Below are 17,895 nucleotides of genomic sequence, written 5' to 3'. Positions count from 1 at the left end.
GACCGCAACACATAGATCACATAAGATAGATTATGGAACTAATACGATTGCCAAGAGGCCGGAAAAGCCCTGGAAATCCGGTTTGTACCTTGACCCGGAACCACCCGCAGCCGTAAGCGAAACGGCAGACGGAACCAACAGCGAAAGCCAGCCACGATGAGCGATCTGCGCATTCTCTCCGACGCCCATATCCCGGAACTGCCCAACCGCTACAATGGCAAAGTCCGCGAGAACTACGATCTTGCCGATGGCAGCCGCATCATCATCGCCACCGACCGGCTCAGTGCCTTCGACGTCATCCTGACGGCCATTCCCTTCAAGGGCGAAGTGCTGACGCAGACGGCGCGCTACTGGTTCGAGGAAACCGCCGATATCTGCCCGAACCATGTGCGGTCCTATCCGGATCCGAACGTCGTCATCGGCACGCGGCTCGATATCCTGCCGGTCGAAATCGTCGTGCGCGGTTATCTGGCCGGCACCACCAGCACCTCGATCTTGACCAAGTACCGCAAGGGCGAGCGCGACATGTACGGCATCACGCTGCCGGACGGCCTGCGCGACAACGAGAAACTTCCCGAGCCGATCATCACGCCGACCAGCAAGGCCTTCGACGGCGGCCATGACGAACCGCTGTCCGGCAAGGAAATCCTCGAGCAAGGCCTGCTGACGGCCGAGCAATGGGAAACGGTGTCGCGCTATGCATTGGCGCTGTTTGCGCGCGGCCAGGCCCGTGCGGCCGAGCGTGGACTGATCCTTGTCGATACCAAATACGAATTCGGCACCGACAAGGACGGCCGCATCGTGTTGGCCGACGAAATCCACACGCCGGATTCGAGCCGCTACTGGATTGCCGAAAGCTATGAGAAGAGCTTTGCCGAGGGCGGCCGGCCGGCGAGCTTCGACAAGGATTTCGTGCGCGCCTGGGTTACGGAACGCTGCGATCCCTACAAGGACCCGATCCCGGAAATACCGCGCGATCTCGTCGAGCAGACGTCAAAGGTCTATATCCAGGCCTATGAGCAGATCACCGGCAAGATTTTTACGCCGGACCTTTCGGGCGCGACGGTGCTCGAGCGCATCCGGAAAAACCTGAAACCCTATTTCGCCTGATCGTCCGAAACGTCGATCTCGAAACGAAGACCATCAAACGCCGGTTCGACATGTTCAGGCGTTTCCTTTTGCACGGTGTCATAATCGAGCGGCACATGCATGTGGGTTAGGATGGCGCGCTTCGGCTTCAGCCGCTCGATCCATTCCAGCGCCTGGCTGAGTGACAGGTGGCTGGAATGATAGCGGTATTGCAGCGCATCGACGATCAGCACGTCGAGGTTTGTGAGACGCGGCACGGTCTCTTCCGGAAAGTCGCTGACGTCAGGGCAATAGGCGATGTCGCCGATGCGGAAGCCCAGCGAGTGGATGGAGCCGTGGATCTGGAGATGGGGCTGGAAGGTTATGGAACCCCCTCGCCCATGGATCGTCACCGGCGCATCTTTCGGCTCGATCAGATTTTCCGTCACGATCGGCGGATACATGCTGCCGGCAGGCGTCTTCAGGCAATAGCCGAACCCTTCGCGGATGCGCTCCATCGTCGGCGCGTCGGCCCAGATCGGCACCTGCCGATGGTTGTGCAGCACGAAGCCCCTGATATCGTCGATACCGTGGATGTGATCGGCATGCGGATGCGTGTAGAGCACCGCATCGATGCTCTCGACGCCTGCCGCGATCATCTGCGCGCGAAAATCCGGGCCGGTATCGATGACGACGGTCGTCACGCCTTCCGGGCCGAACTGCTCGACGAGAAAGGCCGCGCGGGTGCGGCGGTTCTTCGGATTCGTCGGATCGCAATCGCCCCAATCGCCCGTGATGCGCGGCACGCCGGGTGACGAGCCGCAGCCGAGAATGGTGAAGCGCCGCCGGTAAGCCACGTCTATACCCGCGGCATCTTCGAGAAGATGCGGAAGGCGTTTTCCGTCGTGATGCGGGCGATCTCCTCCACGCTGACGCCGACGGTCTCGGCCAGAACGGTGGCCGTGTGCGCCACATAGGCCGGCTCGTTGCGCTTACCGCGGAATGGTTTTGGCGCAAGATAAGGCGCGTCGGTTTCCACCAGCATGCGCTCCAGCGGCACGGTTTTTGCGATCTCGCGCAGCTCTTCCGATTTCGGGAAGGTCAGGATGCCGGAGAAGGAGACGTAGCCGCCGAGTTCGACGCCGATGCGAGCGAGGTCCGGGCCGGAAGAGAAGCAGTGCAGCAGGAAGGGAAAGGCGCCCTTCCCCGTTTCCTCGGTTAGGATCGCCGCCATGTCCTCGTCCGCCGAGCGGCTGTGGATGACTAGCGGCAGGCCGGTCTCGCGGGCGGCGGCGATGTGGTTGCGAAGGCCGATGGCCTGCGCCTCGCGCGGCGCGTTGTCGTAGAAGTAATCGAGCCCCGCCTCCCCGATCGCCACGACGCGCGGATGCTGCGAGAGCGTCACCAGTTCTTCGACGGTGACGTCCAGTTCCTCGTCCGCATTGTGCGGGTGCGTGCCGACCGAGCAGAACACCGACGGATATGTTTCGGCGATCGCCAGGATATCCGGGAACTTCTTCACCCGGGTCGAGATGGTGATCATCTGCCTGACGCCGGCCGCATGCGCCCGCGCGACGATGTCATCGCGCTCCACGGCGAAATCCGGAAAATCCAGATGGCAATGGGTATCGATCAGCATCGTGGCCTCAAGCCTCGGGCGCGACGTAGCGCGGGAAGACCGGGCTCGGCGCTTCCAGCGGCGTGCCGGCAACGAGGCGACCCGCCTCGCCCAATGCCGAGAAGTCGCGCTTTTCGACGGGGGCGGCGACGAGATCCAGCAGCTTGCGGCTCGACTGCGGCATGAAGGGTTGCAGCAGGATCGCGATCTGCCGCACGACTTCGGCCGTCACATAAAGCACGGTGCCCATGCGGACCGGGTCGGTCTTCTTCAGCGCCCAGGGCGCCTCGCCGGCGAAATAGCGGTCAGCCTCCGAGACGACGGCGATGATCGCGGCCAGCGCCTTGTGGATCTGCTGCCTGCCCATTTCCTCGCGGGTGAGCGCATGCAGCGCATCGACGGAGGCGAGCATGGCGCGGTCGGCGTCTGAGAGTTCACCGCATTCCGGCACCTGGCCGTCGCAGTTCTTGACGATCATCGACAGCGAGCGGCTGGCCAGGTTGCCGATGCCGTTGGCGAGGTCGGAATTGATGCGGGTCGCGATGCCTTCTTCGCTATAGCTGCCGTCCTGGCCGAAGGAGACCTCGCGCAGGAAGAAGTAGCGGATCGGGTCGAGGCCGAAATGGTTCACCAGATTGACCGGATCGACCACATTGCCGAGCGACTTTGACATCTTCTCGCCCTTGTTGAGCAGGAAGCCGTGCGCGAAAACACGTTCAGGCAGCGGCACGCCCGCCGACATCAGGAAGGCCGGCCAATAGACGGCGTGGAAGCGGATGATGTCCTTGCCGATGATATGGATATTCGCCGGCCAGTATTTGGCGCGCGGTCCCTCGGGATCGGTGAGGTAGCCGGTGGCGGTAACGTAGTTGGTCAGCGCGTCGACCCAGACATACATGACATGATCAGGATCGCCGGGAACCGGAATGCCCCAGTCGAAGGTCGTGCGCGAGACCGACAGGTCCTTCAGGCCCGACTTGACGAAGGAGATCACCTCGTTGCGGCGCTCGGCCGGGCCGATGAAGTCAGGGTTTTCCTCGTAGTGCTTCAGGAGCTTGTCCTGATAGGCCGAGAGCTTGAAGAAATAGCTCTCTTCCTCCACCCATTCGACGGGCGTGCCCTGCGGACCGTAGCGCACGCCGTCGTCGCGCTTCTCCGTTTCGCCTTCCTGATAATAGGCTTCGTCGCGCATGGAATACCAGCCGGCATAACCGCCCTTGTAGATGTCGCCATTGGCTTCCATGCGGCGCCAGATTTCGGCGCAGGCCTCGTAATGGCGCTCTTCGGTCGTGCGGATGAAATCATCGTTCGATGCATTAAGAAGAACGGCCATCTGCTTGAATTCTGCAGAATTTCTGTCCGCCAGCTCGCGCGGCGTAATGCCTTCCTTGCGCGCCGTCTGCTGCATCTTCTGGCCATGCTCGTCCGTGCCGGTCAGGAAGAACACGTCTTTCCCGTCGAGCCGCTGGTAACGCGCCATGGCATCCGTCGCGATGAGCTCATAGGCATGACCGATATGCGGCTTGCCGTTCGGATAGGAAATGGCGGTCGTGATGTAGAAGCGGTTCTTATCGGTCATGGCGGGTGCGTTCTGTCTTCGGTTGTGCAATGCCGCAAGGTATTAGACCATGCGGGCGCAGAGGGAAACAGCAAGTTGATTTAAAGCGACGCCCTGATGTCGTCGAGCACGGTAATGATCGTCTGCTTGCGATCGAGATTGTAGCCCTGTGCGATGGCGATGCGCTCGCCGAGTTGCGAGGACAGATGCGCGAGGCGGTCGGCGCGGGAGATGTCGCCGGCGAGCGCTGCGGCGCGGGCGGCGTCCGTCACGAAATCGGTGGTATGCTGGCAGAAGAACGAGAAGACGGTGTCGCTGTCTTTCGCCGAGAGCACGTCGGCTAGCTTGTGCACGTCGCGGCGCGGCGGCTCTGTCGGGGCGGTTACGATGGTGCGGAAGGCTTCCACGATATCGAAGCCGCCGTAATTGGTGAGCTTCAGGGCTTCGGCGACGCTGCCATGGGCGGCGGCGATCACGTCGCCTGCCCGTGGGCCGCTCGGCGTCGCGCCGAGACTGTCGAGCGCCGCCGCAAGGTCGTTTTCCGAGAGCGGCGACAGTGCGAGCGGCAGGCAGCGCGAGCGGATGGTCGGCAGGAGTTTGCCAGGCGCATGGGTGAGCACGAGGAACAGAGAACGCTTCGGCGGCTCTTCGAGGATTTTCAGGATGGCATTGGCGGCGTTGCGGTTGAGATCATCGGCCGGGTCGATGATGACGATGCGCCAGTTGCCCGTGCCAGACGTCTGCGCCAGAAACTTTCCGGCCTTGCGCACCTCGTCCACGGTGATCGCCGACTTCACCTTGCCACTCTTTTCGTCCACCGGCCGCGTGAGATGCAGCAGATTGTGCGAGGCGCCGGCGGCGAGTTGACGGGTAATGGGTGAGGCCGGCAACGGATCGGCAATATGCTCCGGCGCCTCTGCGGGCTCGGGATGATGCAGGACGTGGTTGGCGAAGCGGAAGGCGAGCGTCGCCTTGCCGATGCCCTCAGGCCCTTCGATCAGGATCGCATGATGTCCCTTGCCGGACCGGTAGGACCGCGCCAGAAAATCCTGCGCCTCGACATGGCCGAACAGTTTCGTCTGCTCGGCCGGGTGCACCGCGCCGTCGAGAATGCCGGGACGATCTTCGCTCACGAGACATGCTCCGGATCGGACTGGCTGTGCGCGTTGATCGGAAGTAGCGGTTCGACGATGGCAAGCACCTGCGCGGCGATCGCCTCGGGCGTCAATGTCGCATCCACCACGCGGCAGCGCAGCGGTTCGCGTTCGGCGATATCGAGGAAGGCCTCGCGGCGCTTCTCGTGGGTCTCCAGTTTTTCCTTTTCGAAACGGTCGGGCTCGCCGCTCTCACCGGAGCCGGCGCTGCGCTTTTGGGCGCGTTCCAGGCCCATTGCGGCGGGAAGATCGAAGATGATGGTACAGTCCGGCACCACGCCGTTGATCGCCACACGCTCCAGCGCCTCGATGAAGGGCTGCTCCAGATTGCCGGTAATGCCCTGATAGACGCGAGAGGAATCCATGAAGCGGTCGCAGAGCACCACCGTGCCGGCCTCGAGCGCCGGGCGAATGACCTGCTCGACATGGTCGCTGCGCGCGGCGGCAAACAGGATGGCTTCCATGCGGATGCCATAGGCCTCCGCCGAACCGGAAAGCAGTACGTGGCGCACGGCTTCCGCGCCTCTGGAACCGCCGGGCTCGCGCGTCATCAGCACGGTCAGCCCGCGTGAACGCAACGCCTCTGCCAGAAGCCGGATCTGCGTCGACTTTCCGGCGCCTTCGCCGCCTTCAAACGTAACAAACAAACCGGGTGCGGCCGACAAATCCTGTTTCCGTTCCAGTGGCTGCGTGTCCAGCCCTTCCGACGATATCCGCCAAGGCGGAGACGAGTCGGACCACTACTAACCGATGTTTCCGGCCGGCGAAACGCTTTTCGCCCCTGCCCGCCTCATCCCGTCTCAGATCCAGAAGAAGAACAGCTCGATCAGCGCATCCAGCGCCCGCATGCGCAAGGTGCCCTCGCCCACCGTGCCCGCCGTTTTCACCGGCACCTCGCGCAGGAGCTGCTTGTCGTTCCAGATCTTCAGCGTGCCGACCGCCTTGTCCGGCTCGACGGGCGCGCGCACCGGCCAGGTGTAAACGACGCGCGCGACGAGCTTCTGCGAATTGTCCTTCGGCAGGAATACATCGACCTGCTCACCCGCGACGAGCGGTACGGTCGAGGCATCGCCGCCATAGACGGAGGCGTCGGCAATAGCCTCACCCGCCTTGAACAGCGTACGCCGCTCGAAGGAGGACAGCGCCCATTCGATGATCCGGCGCGATTCCTCGATGCGAACCTTGTCGTTCTCCAGGCCGCCCATGGCCAGCACCAGATGTTTTCCGTCGCGGTTGACGGCCGCCACGATGGAATAGCCGCCCTCCTCCGAAAAACCGGTGACGAAGCCTGTCACGCCGATATTAAGCGCCAGCAGCGGATTGCGGTTGCGCTGCTTGATCTTGTTCCATTCGAATTCAGGCTCAAGATAGTAGGCCATCCGCTCGGGATAGGTCGTCTCGAGGTGACGGGCGAGATCGACCATTTCGCGCATCGTCACCTTGTTGTCCGGGTTCGGCAGGCCGGTCGCATTGGCGAAGGTGGATTTTTTGAGGCCTAGATCGCGCGCCTCCGTGTTCATGCGGGTGACGAAGGCCGTCTCCGAGCCCGCCATGCCCTCGGCGAGAATGATGCAGGCATCGTTGGCGAACTGCACGGTGACGCCGCGCACGAGATCTTCCACGCGGACATTGGATTTCAACGCCGCAAACATCGTGGAAGTACGCGATGGTGCCCCGCCTGTGCGCCAGGCATATTCGGTGACGGGATACTGTGTTTCCAGCGTGATCTCGCCGGCGGAAAGCGCCTTGAAAACCGTCGCCATGGTCATCAGCTTGGCGAGCGATGCCGCCGGCACCAGCTCGTCCTCCGCGCGGGCAAACAGCACCGTGCCGGTCTCGGCTTCGATCAGATAGACCTGCTTGGCCTTGACGTCGAACGCCGCCTGCGGCGCGGCCGATTGGGCATGGGCGATGCCCAACAATATCAGGGAGAAAAGAAGGAGGGCAGAAAGACGGCGATGCATGGCGACTCCGGATGCCGTCACACTCCCACAGCCGCGCGCACCACGCAAACGGCTTTAACGCAATCCCCGCAAAAGTGCGTGAGAACGAGGCCGGCGCAGGCGATCAGCCCGCGTTGTCAGCAAGCGCGGAGAGCGGCGTCAGCTGGCCGTCCATGGTCAGGATGGCATCGAAAGCGCCCGCGGCATCGCGAACCCGCTCGTCCACATAGGCCGCCGCATAGCTCGGTTGGGCGGAAAGCTGCGGCACATAGTTGGGCCGCTCGATCGGCAGCGGACCGATTTCCGGCAGCAGCACGAATTGCTGTTCCATCGCCTGGAACGCATCCGACGTCGCCTCAGTCTTGTTGAGCGCCGTCATCGTGCTCTGGTCCGGCACGCGCAGCACGTTCTCCTCGCCGCTGACGCCCGGCAGGGCGCGGCTGTCGGCGGATGCCACCATCACGCCGGTCGCGATCTGGCCGCCCGGATCGACGGCGGGAACGCGCGAGCCCTTCGTGACATAAGAGGCCATGAGATAGGGCATGTCGTTGCCCTCCAGCGGCGCCTTGCCGACATATTGCACGCGCACCTTGGCGGTGCCGGTGCGCTTCATGTCGAGCAGGTCTGCGGTCTTGGAGGAGACGTCGATCACGCGGCCTTCGTGATAGGGACCGCGATCGTTGACGCGCACGATGACCGAAGTGCCGTTTTCCATGTTGGTGACGCGCGCGTAGCTCGGCAGCGGAAAGGTCGGATGCGCGGCGGAAAGATGGTAGCGGTCGTAGACCTCACCATTGGCCGTGCGGCGTCCATGGAAGGCGGAGCCATACCAGGAGGCAAGACCGGTCTTGTTGTAACCCGGCTCTTCCTTCGGCTGATACCATTTGCCACGAACCTGATAGGCCTTTCCGAGCTGATAACGGCCGCCGCCCTTCGGCACGGGCTGGCCGTCTTCCACGACGCGCGGGCTCGCCTTCACGCCATATTCGGATTCGGAGAAGAATTCCTTGCTGCGGACTTTCTTCTTGGGGGCCGCGGTCGTCGTGGCACAGGCGGCAAGCCCGGCACAGATCAGCGGTATCGTCAGCAGCCTCAAGCCCAAGCCGAGCCGTGTCGCATTCTTCGAGATAGTGTTGTGTCCCACGCCGCTACTGTCCCCGACGGTGCGCCAGCCAATTGCCTTGCCCCTGCAAGTTGGCCGTCAATGCCACTCAGTAAATAACAGTACGTTAATCATGCCAATAACATGGCAAAATTGCGAATGGATGGGAGTCCGAAGGTCAGCTTCGGTGATTTATGGTTTCCGCTTGGTTAATGCGCGGCGCGGGAGGCAACGTCGGCGCGCCTCCCGGAAAATCCCGTCAGGGCGTCCGCACCTGCAGGACATCGACCAGCTGATCGGGGTCGCGCACGCCGTGGCGATACAGCGTGATGATCGACCGAGCCAACGACCGCGCCCGCATCTCATCAAGCGTGGGCGTCTGAATGGAGGTCAATCGCGCGAAAACACCTTGCAGGATGTCGAGATCCTGAGGTTCAAACATGCCGATATGCGTGGGGTCTCGAAGCACTTCCATAGCGATGCCTCCCCTGTTCGCATCCATCCGGCAACATTGCTTTCGGGTGCTTCGCCAAACTACGAGCACAATACGTCAGCAACAAGTCGGGAAAAGTTGTAACCGCGCGCCGGCATGGCCTCCAGCGCGCTATCTCTTGCGTTGACGATGCACGCAAAGCTGCTAAAAAGCCGCAACGTCGAGAGGGAACCGCAACAACGGTTTCACGGCTTTTCCGAAACCGGGAAAAAACGCCGTCTCGAACGATGGAAGAGTGTCCGAGTGGTTTAAGGAACCGGTCTTGAAATTCGCTTCCGCTGGTCCTCGCTCGTCCTGATTTATCCCGCAATACTCCGCATTATCAGCACTCCGGCCGCAAAGCTGTCTTAGGCTGTGCGGAACTATCCCGGAACGTGCTGCCGAGTTGGGTAGCAAAATGGTAGCAAGGTGTTCTCGGCCCGTTCCCCTCGCCACACTCGGCAAATCCATGCAACATGGATTGCAACATGCGACATGCTCTGGCAGCGTGTCATCATGACATTGCCGCCGGACAGCACACTCAAAAGCCTTGTTAACCAGTTAAAGAAGCCGACGGAATTTGTTCGCCTAGTGCTTGGCAACATGACGGGGCTACAGCGCGACTGCCAGGTGCGCTTGTTGCTGACATCCGACCCACGCTTTCCCGATTATCAGGTTGAAGATTTCATCTATGATGATCAGGATGGCGAGGAAATCCAAATACCCTTACCGGTGAAAATCGTGCGAGGGCGTAGCCAGAAAGAGCTGGATTACGATAACGATCCCATACCTGACCACTGGTCAGGCAGAGCCATGCATTATTCTGAGGTGCAAGCGCTTTTGGGCGAACTCCGATCATCTCCTCCCGCTTGACTCCAGCGTGCATCCTGCCAATGTCCTCGCCAAAGGGGAGAGGCATGAGATCAATTCTTTTGCCCGCGTTTCTGCTGGTGGGTCTTTTGGCGATCGGCTTTGTGTGGCTCGGCGGCGTTCGCGTCATCGTCATCCAGCCCATCGGCGCGCTGCCAAACGGCGTGACGGCCATCGTCGCGGGCCTGAGCAATGTGAACCTGCTCGACAGCCCCGATGCTATCTGCAACCGCCGTGAGGGCGGCGTCAGCTTGCTTTGCCGCGGTCGCGAGGCAGCAGCGATTGCAAAGAAGGGCAGTATTCTTTTGCGTCTGCCCTACAGCGAAACTTTGTTTCGTTGGACTGGGGCCCCAAACACTGAGGTGAATTAAATGTGGAAAGACCTGTTCGATGGCCTGGATAACGGCGTGATGGTTAACTTCGACCACGTGTCCCACTTCATAGCTAATTCCGACACTACCTGCAGGTTATATTTCGGTGAGGACCAGAAAAGCAAAAACATCGTCGTTAAGCACTCGTTCGAAGAACTCAGCCGATGGGTTCAAGAACAGGCGGCGGCCCGTCAGGCCCGTTAAGCCGCCCTCTTGAACCACCCGTCGAATATCTCGGCCGTGATGGCGTAGGCCGGGATGAGGTGTGAGGTCTCCTCGGCGCTGGCCTCGCCGGCTGAGACCACCAGTCCTTGCCGACGAAAGAGATAGTCCAGGATCGGTGACGAAAGCGCGCGGGGCGTTGATCGTCTGTTTTCGATCCGCCACATGTCATTGAGCCGACGCCGGCATTCTGGAGAGCAAGCGTTTGCGCTTAGTTTCTTCCCCGCAAAGCCCACGCCGCACCAATGGCAGCGGCAAGCAAACTGCTCGGTTCGTCCGTAGGCTCGGTAGCATGGCAGCGAACAAAAACGGGACGCCTTCCCACTGGAACGCGGGCGGAAGACTACGCCACATCGCGCGCAGCTCCTGTCCTTCAATTTCCGCCGATCGGCGCCGGCGCATTCTAGCGAGCAATAGCTAGTACCGTCCTTCGCGCCTTTGAACAGGTTGCCGCAGGCCGTGCATGGCTTTTCGACTACGCTCGCTTTTGCCACGCTATACCGAGCCCACGCTTCGACACGCTTCGCCACTTGTCGATGCACCGCGCCGTTGCGGGTCCTGGTGGAGGTCGCACACCATTCCGAACAGAAGCCATGCCTCGCCTCGACCTGTTCATCGGTAAGGTCGCAACCGCAACGAACACAGTTTTCGCGGGCGACGGAATATTCTCGCTGTCCTTGCTCCCAGGTTGGGCGCTTGATGCCAAGATCCGAAAAGACCTTTGCGAGAACGTCTCGCGCCGTGGCGTCCGATAGCGCCCACGGGTGGCCCTGCTCGCATAAACCACTTCGGATGCCGGAGCGGATTGCGCCCTCACTTTCAAACGGTGACATTTGCCAGGAGCGCACCGCGTCTTTCGCTTTCTCGACCACGTGCTTTTTCTTGTCGGCTGACAACGGCGGCTTGGCCTTGGGCGTGCCGGCGAGCGTGACCGGGCGCGCATTTGCGGCGCCGTACCGCCATTCTGTCCAACCTGACCAGTACCCAATGTTCTTCATGGCCGCTGCATTACCTGAAAGCCCATGCCTTGAGTAATCATGCCTTGAGCTGTGCCGGGCGTAAAACTGCCGGGCACGATGATGACCTTGGCGGACGGTTTGCGAAGGATAACGTTGAGATCGACCTCCACGCCTGGGCGAAGGTGCGGCCGGATTTCGAAGAGCGGAGTGATGCCACCGCTGGATGCCGTGACTGTTGCGACGGCGCGATGAAACGCTCTGCGGGTAGGATTTGAGCCATAGTCGAAGGCAAAGCAATCGCCCGCGCTGATGACGTAGCCCGCCGGCAAGCCCTTAAACCGCAACGACTTGTTGTTTCCGCCGACGGTATGGATCGCGGGTGTTGATGACCCAAGCAGCGTCCCGTCGGGATCTTCTGCCGGGTACGGGGTCTGAGGGTTGAAAAGGTAAAAGCTGTTGATCGCGCCGTCCAAGGCCTCGATTAATGCCTGCACGCGCGCTGCGTCGGCATGATACATCGGCTGGAGCACCACGTCAGCGACGATGCGCGGGGGTGCCAACTGCGCGGCTAGGATTTCGCCTGTGCCTAACCCCGACAATTCATCATATCGCTCTAGGCGCCATTGCACAGAGAGGATGGGTAGCTCGTCAGCAAGCGCCATTTATCGGCCTCCAAACATCGCGTCGATCATGCCCGCTGTGAGCGGCGTGGGGGAAACAGGTGGGAGGGATTTTACGCCTTCAGGCGCTGGCGTCGTCCTGTTTCGGGCGTGCTCCATCCATGCGTCATCCATTGCACGCAGGATGGCGACATGGCGGGGCTCGATCGGCCAGCGGTTCGATCGCGCATAGGCCTCTATTTCGGCGTAACTGATCGGCTCAGGCCCGCCGAGGCCTGCGCGCCTGGTGCGGCTGAGGTCGAGGAACCAGCGCCAGAGCAGTTCGCCGCCGGCAGGAACCTGCATGATGCAGGCACCTTTCACGTCAAGCTGGCGCTTCAGTTCAGCGCACAGGAGCTTTTCAAGGTTTGCCATTATCAGCCCCTCGCCCTCGGGTCTTGTGAGATTTCGTTGACCCGGTCGGGCAAGATTTCACGCGAGAACCGCTGAAGGCTTTCGGCCATCTGCATCTCGGTCGCCTTCTGCATCCGCTGCATAAGCTCCTTGTCGCCATTGCCCGAGACGGTCACATGCATCTCGAACTTGACGTTCTGCGGCGAGCTTGACGATCTGGTGGCGCCGTTGCCTTTGGTATGGTCGGTGACGGTCTCGCGCGGATGGAGGATAGCGGGGAAACCGCCCTTCCCGTCGATGCCACCCGAGCGCGAGCCCATCCCGGTATGGCCGCCGCCGTCGAATGACGGCATACGCATGCCGGCCCAAGGGTCATCCTTGGCGCCACCGCCGAAGATGCCGCTGAGGAGTCCGCCGAACAGTCCGCCACCGCTTCCGCCCGCCGCGTTGTTCACCTGAAATATGCTGTCGAGTACGTCGTCGATCAGCGTGTCGGCGATGCGCTTGAGGCTGTTGACCGCAACATCAGCCATGATCTCGAAGGCGCTCTTGTTCTCCTCAATCCCTGAGAAAACATCGTCCAGCGCCGCGCGGGTCATATCGCGGTAGAGGAGCGTCTGTTCCTCTGCACGGCGGCGAGCCTCCTCTTGCTGGTGGATCGCCTCGGTGAGGGCGATAACTTGTTGACGCTCCTGCGCAGTGGCGGCGGCGCCCGCCTGCCTTGATGCGGCGGAAGCGCGCTTTTCGGCATCGCTGGCGTTGACCAGCCGGAGCTCTTCTTCTAGTTCGGCGATGAGGTCTTTGACAGCTTGGCGCTCGCGCTCTGCGGCGGCCGTAGAGGCCGCGCGGGATTTGCCGCCCTTGCTGGTCGTGTCGGCCGGCGGTTTGTATTCCGGGGGCGTCCAGGTGCGATCGGCTGTCCGCTCCCGCGCGTCCGCCCGTTTGTAGAGGATGCCGGCTATCTGAGCGTCGCGTTCATTCAGCTTCGCCAGTTCACGGTCGATTTCGTCCATGCGCCCTTTGGCGGCGGGACCGTTCGGATTTCGATAGAGGAAGTTCGAGCTTTCGCCGGCCGCAATCCTCATGCGCTCATTTTCGAGATCCACGCGCTGCATTCCCATATCGGCTTGGGACTTTTGAAGCAGTGAGCTCCGCTGCTCCTCGAAGTCCTTCAGGCCCTCGATCATCTCCCAGATGGTGTCGGCGACGGATACCAAGGCGCTTTTCACCTTCACGCCAATGGTCATGGAAATGGCATCGAACTTGCGGTTTACCTCTGCAGCCTTCTGGATAAGCTCATCGTCCATGATCACGCCGAGTTCATTGGCCGCCTGGATCTGATCGCGGATAGCGCCCTCTCCCTGCTCCAACAGCGCAACCATGCGCTCGCCGCCGGTGCCCCCGAAGAGTTCATCGAAGATGCGGATGCCGGCCGCCGTGTCCTTCATCTGGCGGGTGCGCTCGATAATGAGCAGCAGCAACTCGGACGGGTCCTTCAGCTTTTCCTTGATCTCCTGCGGCGTCAGGCCGAGACGCTGGAACGCTTCGGCCGCCGAACCCTTGCCGGTGACGGCGAACTCGTCGGCGCGCAGCTGCAGTTCCTTCAGGCCGTCGGTGATGGCGTCGATCGGGATGCGGGCCTGCTCGGCAACGAACTTCCATTCCTGAAAGACCTTTGTCGAAAGGCCGGCTATCTTCGCTTGATCGCCAACCTCGGCAACGGCGTTGGCAACTTCCCGAACCTGGGTGATGACGCCAGCGATACCGCCCGCCACCAAGCCGCCGACGAAGCCGCCGACCATGGCTTTGCCGAAAGCGCCTATCTTCGTGGAGGTCGTGGCGAGCGCCTGGTTGATCCGCGTGGTGGAGCGGATCATGTGCTCCTCCATCTGATCGGTGGCCCGTTTCGAGCCGAGGGACATTTCGCGATAGGTCTTCGCGGTGATGCCGCTCGCCTTCGCCATGTTCTTTTCGAGGTCCTTGATCCGCGCCTCGATCAGCACGATCAACCGTTCGTCGTCTTCAGCAGCCATAGTTCAGCACTCCGCGAAAGCCCAGTTTTCAAAGTCATCGCCTGCGTTGTCGTAGAAGGAACCGCCGCCACCGGCCGCCGCGCGCCGCACCGCCATTGCCGCCGCGACGGCGCCGTCGATCGACATCCACAGCTTGGGCTTGGTGAGGCGTACGATATGCCCCTGCGTGTTGCGTTGGGCTTCAGCGTTCGAAAAGCAGAGGCGCAAGACGGGGTGCCCGTCGTGGCGCAGGCGTCGCCCTATGACAACGCGCTCCAACTCCTGAAGCGCCGGCATCATCGTGAGAGGGCCTTGCCGCATCTCGACAGCCGGAAAGCCGTCCTCGTTGAGGTTCGCAAGGGTGGTCGCAGCGAGCGCCGGGTCGAACGCGATTTCCATGACGTTGAAGCGGGCGCAAAGTTCACGAATGACAGCTTCGACCCTTCGAACATCAATCACGTTGCCGGGGGTTGCTTCGATATGGCCTTCCTCAGCCCAAGCGATGTAGGAGGCGCCGGAAAGGTCCTGACGGTCGCGCAGGTTCTCCGTCGGACAGAAGAACCATGGATGGACGATGTAACCCTCGTTCCCATCGGGCCACGCGGCGACGATGACGGAAAGGTCCTTGCTGGACGAAAGATCGACACCAAGCCAGCACGGCCGGCGTTCCGCCTCGAGGTCGATGAGTTCGACAGCGCCGGCGCACTCGTCATATGCCTCCATGTCAAAAGCCGGGTCATCGGTGCTATCCAGCCAGATATTGAGGTTGAGCTGCTTGAAGGCTTCGCGGTCGCCTATGCGGCGCTCGCCCTCAAAGGCCATCTGGCGCAGGCCCTCAATGTCGGGATAGCCGTGAGCAAGGCCGGGGTTTACCCGGCGCCACACCTCTTCATCGCGCCAGTCATCATCGGCCGTCGCCTCGAAAAGCACCGGCAGGATGGAAGGATCATCCACCTCCCCGCGCGCCACGCGCCTCGCATCGTCCACGATATCCCAGGCGATATTCTCCCGGCCACGCCCGGCCGTCGTCGCCACGACGAGCAGGCTCCCCGCCGTCTTGACCAGACCAGAGCGGAGCACGTCCCAGAGGTCCCGCTTCTTCCAGGCGTGCAGCTCGTCGGCCAGAACGAAAACCGGTGTGCGACCGTGCTGCGTGCCGGCGTCGGCGCTGATCGCTTCGCAGAAACTCCGGGCGGTCGGATAATAGAGCTTGTTGCGGTAATCGAGGTTGCGGACCTTCGGCGCAATCTTCTTGTGCGCCCAGACGAGGCCGCGGGCTTCCTCATAGGCGATGCGCGCTTGCTTCCGATCCGACGCCGCCGTGATGACTTCGCCGCCCGGCACACGCTCCGGGCCGATGGTGTGGAGCAGCGCCAGCGCCGCCGACAGCGACGTCTTGCGGTTGCCGCGTGGCAGGAGAAGCACGACGGTTCGGACGATCCGGCTTCCGTCTTCCTTGCGCGGGCCATAGATGCGGCGCACGACGCGCTCTTGCCAAGGGTCGAGCTGGAACGGCTTGCCGGACTTCGGATGCTTGAGCATACGCAGGAACTTGACCGCGCGCTCGCCGAAGCCAAGCGGGTCAGGAATTTCAGAGCCGTCATAGACCCACTCAGGAAACGTTGCACGGGTCTTCGCCATCGTCCTCGTCCTCTCTAACCGCCGGTCGCGAGCGCGACACCGGCGTCAAGCCGAGTTCGGCCGCCAGCAACCGCGCCCTCGTCATGGCGTCGGACTGGATGCCCACGGCCGGGTTGCGCTTCATGCCGAGGCTGAAAATCTCGCCGTCCTTGTCCTTGAACTGCTCAACAACATGCCCGTGGCGCTGAAGATGCTCCTCCATCTCCCGAACCTGCCCAATCGCCACGCAGTAATTTTCGAGGCTTCCGAGGTCGGCCGTGGTCAGGATTTTCCGCTTGATCAAAATGGGCAGGACGCGGCGCCATTCCTTTTTTGCTTCGCCCGATAGCCGCGACGGGGCGGACGGCGCCTTGCGCACCGCTTCATTGTCGACCACGAGACGCGGCTTGGTGCCCCTCATTCGGACCTCACGGCGCGAAGCTCCAGCCCCTTGCGGCGGCCGATCTCTTTCGTTTCCTTAATGTTGAAATGTGTCCCTGGGGCATATTCAATGCGGTCGGCCGTGGTGACGCCATCCAGCCAGCGCGTGCGGAAGACGATGATGGCCTCGTCGACGGCGCCGCCCCGGATGAATTCCTCGGTGCTGCTCTGGATGATCTGGGCGCGCAGCGTGGCCTTGTCGGTCCACGTTTCGACGGGCGTCCCGACCTCATTCACGGTGTTCGTGAACCCCTGAATTTTTATGGTGCGGTCAAGCTTGCCGGCGCGCATCAGGCAACCTCCTGCACCAGGGCGTTGACGGTCACGATGGCGTGCGAGGTCTCCCCGTCGGGGTCGCGAAGGTAGCGGGCGTTCTGGACATAGCATTCGGCGACATGGAACCCGGAATTTCCTGGGTCCAACCGCTGCTTGATCGCCGCCCGGATCGCTCCAGCGATGGCTTTGACACCCTCGGTGCTCGGCTCCTTCTTCCAGATATGCAGGTCGAGATAGACGCGGATCAGCGTGCGGGCGATGCTGTTGCCCTCATCCACGCTCTGACCTTCGCCGATGACGATAGAGGGGAACGGTGCCGGGCGCTGGTTGCGGTCGAGAATTGAGCCGGCCGGCACGAGATCGGTGACGGCGCTGGTGCCAATGAGGCGGGTGCGGACGGCCTTCTGCAGGGCGAGTTCCGGGGTCATTTGCGCTTTCCCCAGTTGTCCTTGACGGCCTTGCGGATCGCGCGCTTGATCGCGTTCGTCGCCTTCTTCCGCTGGAGCCGGACAGCCGGCCAGAAGAACGGTTGAGCGGTGGCCTTCGTGGTCCCGTATTCAACAAGGTGCGGGTAGCGAACGTCCGCGTTACCGACCGTTACGGCCACGGCGTTTTCCGGCACGACCATGGAGCCGCCCGGCTGTGAATAGGGCGGCGTCTGCTCGCCCGGCCCCGTTACCTCGATGCTGCTCCGCAGGTCGGGCGCGTCGGTGGCTGGGTCGTCGGGTGCGAGAATGCGCATGGTGACGGCGAGGTCGCTCCCCTCTTTGATGAGCGCGGGCTTCACGGCCTCGCGGACACGACGCGGGATCATGGCCATACGCTGCTGGATTCGGGAGAGACCGCCATCGTCAGCCAAAGGACCACTCCCGATATTCGCGAACGATATCCCAGACGCCGAACGGCAGCTCCTGGGCTGTCACGCCGACGAGGGTTGCTTCGCGGTTTTCGTACCAGTGCGCAGCAAGCTGGAGCACCGCCTCAATCAACGAAGGCGGAATTCCCTCTTGCCCGGAGCCGCCATAGGTCGCCCCGATCTTAAAGCCGAGCAGGCGCTCGATATGGTTCTGAGCCGCATCGATCTTGCGCCCGAGCATGTCGTCGTCGGCTGTGCCGAGGTCGCTGTCGAAGTTCAAATGCTCTTTGAGCTGGGCAAGCGTGACAATCGCCATGGCAAAAATCCTATTTCGAGCAAA

General features: G+C 62.0%; 22 protein-coding genes. 4 read left to right on the top strand and 18 right to left on the bottom strand.

What is annotated here, in order from left to right:
• Positions 1-165 precede the first annotated feature (165 nt).
• Entirely contained in the window at positions 166-1,110 is a 945-nt protein-coding gene (locus AC27VQ_RS25480) for a phosphoribosylaminoimidazolesuccinocarboxamide synthase (protein ID WP_488718533.1), read from the top strand.
• Here AC27VQ_RS25480 and AC27VQ_RS25475 read toward each other — a convergent pair.
• From AC27VQ_RS25475 to AC27VQ_RS25440, 8 genes are all read right to left on the bottom strand, one after another.
• Positions 1,098-1,925: an MBL fold metallo-hydrolase gene (locus AC27VQ_RS25475; RefSeq protein WP_488718531.1), complete on the bottom strand. Its 828-nt coding sequence runs from the start codon at positions 1,923-1,925 to the stop codon at positions 1,098-1,100. The genes AC27VQ_RS25480 and AC27VQ_RS25475 overlap by 13 nt on opposite strands.
• Before the next feature lie 2 nt (positions 1,926-1,927).
• Positions 1,928-2,707, bottom strand: a complete 780-nt coding sequence (locus tag AC27VQ_RS25470) for a TatD family hydrolase (RefSeq protein WP_488718530.1) — start codon at positions 2,705-2,707, stop codon at positions 1,928-1,930.
• 7 nt (positions 2,708-2,714) lie between these two features.
• Positions 2,715-4,265: a methionine--tRNA ligase gene (gene metG, locus AC27VQ_RS25465; protein ID WP_488718529.1), complete on the bottom strand. Its 1,551-nt coding sequence runs from the start codon at positions 4,263-4,265 to the stop codon at positions 2,715-2,717.
• 80 nt (positions 4,266-4,345) lie between these two features.
• Positions 4,346-5,377 (bottom strand): DNA polymerase III subunit delta', encoded by a 1,032-nt coding sequence (locus AC27VQ_RS25460; RefSeq protein ID WP_488718528.1) that lies wholly within the window; start codon positions 5,375-5,377, stop codon positions 4,346-4,348.
• Complete coding sequence (tmk, locus tag AC27VQ_RS25455) at positions 5,374-6,063, bottom strand: dTMP kinase (RefSeq protein WP_488718527.1); 690 nt, start codon at positions 6,061-6,063, stop codon at positions 5,374-5,376. Before tmk ends, AC27VQ_RS25460 begins: the two co-directional genes overlap by 4 nt.
• A 135-nt stretch (positions 6,064-6,198) precedes the next feature.
• Positions 6,199-7,362, bottom strand: a complete 1,164-nt coding sequence (locus AC27VQ_RS25450; protein WP_488718526.1) for a D-alanyl-D-alanine carboxypeptidase family protein — start codon at positions 7,360-7,362, stop codon at positions 6,199-6,201.
• 103 nt (positions 7,363-7,465) lie between these two features.
• Complete coding sequence (locus AC27VQ_RS25445) at positions 7,466-8,485, bottom strand: septal ring lytic transglycosylase RlpA family protein (protein WP_488718525.1); 1,020 nt, start codon at positions 8,483-8,485, stop codon at positions 7,466-7,468.
• 217 nt (positions 8,486-8,702) lie between these two features.
• The gene (locus AC27VQ_RS25440; RefSeq protein WP_488718524.1) at positions 8,703-8,918 is read right to left on the bottom strand and encodes a hypothetical protein; all 216 of its coding nucleotides are present in this window, start codon (positions 8,916-8,918) and stop codon (positions 8,703-8,705) included.
• Between the two features lie 492 nt (positions 8,919-9,410).
• Here AC27VQ_RS25440 and AC27VQ_RS25435 point away from each other — a divergent pair, with 492 nt between their 5' ends.
• Genes AC27VQ_RS25435 through AC27VQ_RS25425 form a run of 3 tightly spaced genes read left to right on the top strand, consistent with a single transcriptional unit; the run spans position 9,411 to position 10,360 of the window.
• Positions 9,411-9,788, top strand: coding sequence for a hypothetical protein (locus AC27VQ_RS25435; protein ID WP_488718523.1), 378 nt, complete (start codon positions 9,411-9,413; stop codon positions 9,786-9,788).
• Positions 9,789-9,832: 44 nt separating this feature from the next.
• A complete protein-coding gene (locus tag AC27VQ_RS25430; RefSeq protein WP_488718522.1) occupies positions 9,833-10,156 on the top strand; it encodes a hypothetical protein in 324 nt (107 codons plus the stop codon).
• Positions 10,157-10,360 (top strand): hypothetical protein, encoded by a 204-nt coding sequence (locus tag AC27VQ_RS25425; RefSeq protein WP_488718521.1) that lies wholly within the window; start codon positions 10,157-10,159, stop codon positions 10,358-10,360.
• On the opposite strand, the gene AC27VQ_RS25420 is transcribed toward AC27VQ_RS25425, so the two are convergent.
• The 10 genes from AC27VQ_RS25420 to AC27VQ_RS25375 are packed head-to-tail and all read right to left on the bottom strand — an operon-like array spanning position 10,357 to position 17,871.
• Entirely contained in the window at positions 10,357-11,376 is a 1,020-nt protein-coding gene (locus AC27VQ_RS25420) for a hypothetical protein (protein ID WP_488718520.1), read from the bottom strand. The genes AC27VQ_RS25425 and AC27VQ_RS25420 overlap by 4 nt on opposite strands.
• Positions 11,373-11,999: a hypothetical protein gene (locus AC27VQ_RS25415; RefSeq protein WP_488718519.1), complete on the bottom strand. Its 627-nt coding sequence runs from the start codon at positions 11,997-11,999 to the stop codon at positions 11,373-11,375. Before AC27VQ_RS25415 ends, AC27VQ_RS25420 begins: the two co-directional genes overlap by 4 nt.
• The gene (locus tag AC27VQ_RS25410) at positions 12,000-12,371 is read right to left on the bottom strand and encodes a phage tail assembly chaperone (protein ID WP_488718518.1); all 372 of its coding nucleotides are present in this window, start codon (positions 12,369-12,371) and stop codon (positions 12,000-12,002) included.
• Positions 12,372-12,373: 2 nt separating this feature from the next.
• Entirely contained in the window at positions 12,374-14,383 is a 2,010-nt protein-coding gene (locus AC27VQ_RS25405) for a phage tail tape measure protein (protein WP_488718517.1), read from the bottom strand.
• A gap of 3 nt (positions 14,384-14,386) precedes the next feature.
• Positions 14,387-16,003: a terminase large subunit gene (locus tag AC27VQ_RS25400; protein ID WP_488718516.1), complete on the bottom strand. Its 1,617-nt coding sequence runs from the start codon at positions 16,001-16,003 to the stop codon at positions 14,387-14,389.
• Positions 15,975-16,403 carry a phage terminase small subunit P27 family gene (locus AC27VQ_RS25395; protein WP_488718515.1) on the bottom strand — a complete coding sequence of 143 codons (429 nt, stop codon included), beginning with the start codon at positions 16,401-16,403 and terminating at the stop codon, positions 15,975-15,977. The genes AC27VQ_RS25400 and AC27VQ_RS25395 overlap by 29 nt, the downstream gene beginning before the upstream one ends.
• The gene (locus tag AC27VQ_RS25390; protein ID WP_488718514.1) at positions 16,400-16,714 is read right to left on the bottom strand and encodes a phage head closure protein; all 315 of its coding nucleotides are present in this window, start codon (positions 16,712-16,714) and stop codon (positions 16,400-16,402) included. Before AC27VQ_RS25390 ends, AC27VQ_RS25395 begins: the two co-directional genes overlap by 4 nt.
• Positions 16,714-17,127 carry a DUF3168 domain-containing protein gene (locus AC27VQ_RS25385; protein WP_488718513.1) on the bottom strand — a complete coding sequence of 138 codons (414 nt, stop codon included), beginning with the start codon at positions 17,125-17,127 and terminating at the stop codon, positions 16,714-16,716. Before AC27VQ_RS25385 ends, AC27VQ_RS25390 begins: the two co-directional genes overlap by 1 nt.
• On the bottom strand, positions 17,124-17,558 hold the full coding sequence (locus AC27VQ_RS25380; RefSeq protein WP_488718512.1) for an HK97-gp10 family putative phage morphogenesis protein: 435 nt from the start codon (positions 17,556-17,558) through the stop codon (positions 17,124-17,126). The genes AC27VQ_RS25385 and AC27VQ_RS25380 overlap by 4 nt, the downstream gene beginning before the upstream one ends.
• The gene (locus tag AC27VQ_RS25375) at positions 17,551-17,871 is read right to left on the bottom strand and encodes a head-tail connector protein (RefSeq protein ID WP_488718511.1); all 321 of its coding nucleotides are present in this window, start codon (positions 17,869-17,871) and stop codon (positions 17,551-17,553) included. The genes AC27VQ_RS25380 and AC27VQ_RS25375 overlap by 8 nt, the downstream gene beginning before the upstream one ends.
• Positions 17,872-17,895: the final 24 nt, after the last annotated feature.

It is taken from the genome of Shinella sp. 20P9.1.1, from assembly GCF_057798995.1.
Note: the sequence above shows the minus strand (reverse complement) of the source record. Positions and strands in the feature narration are given on the sequence as shown.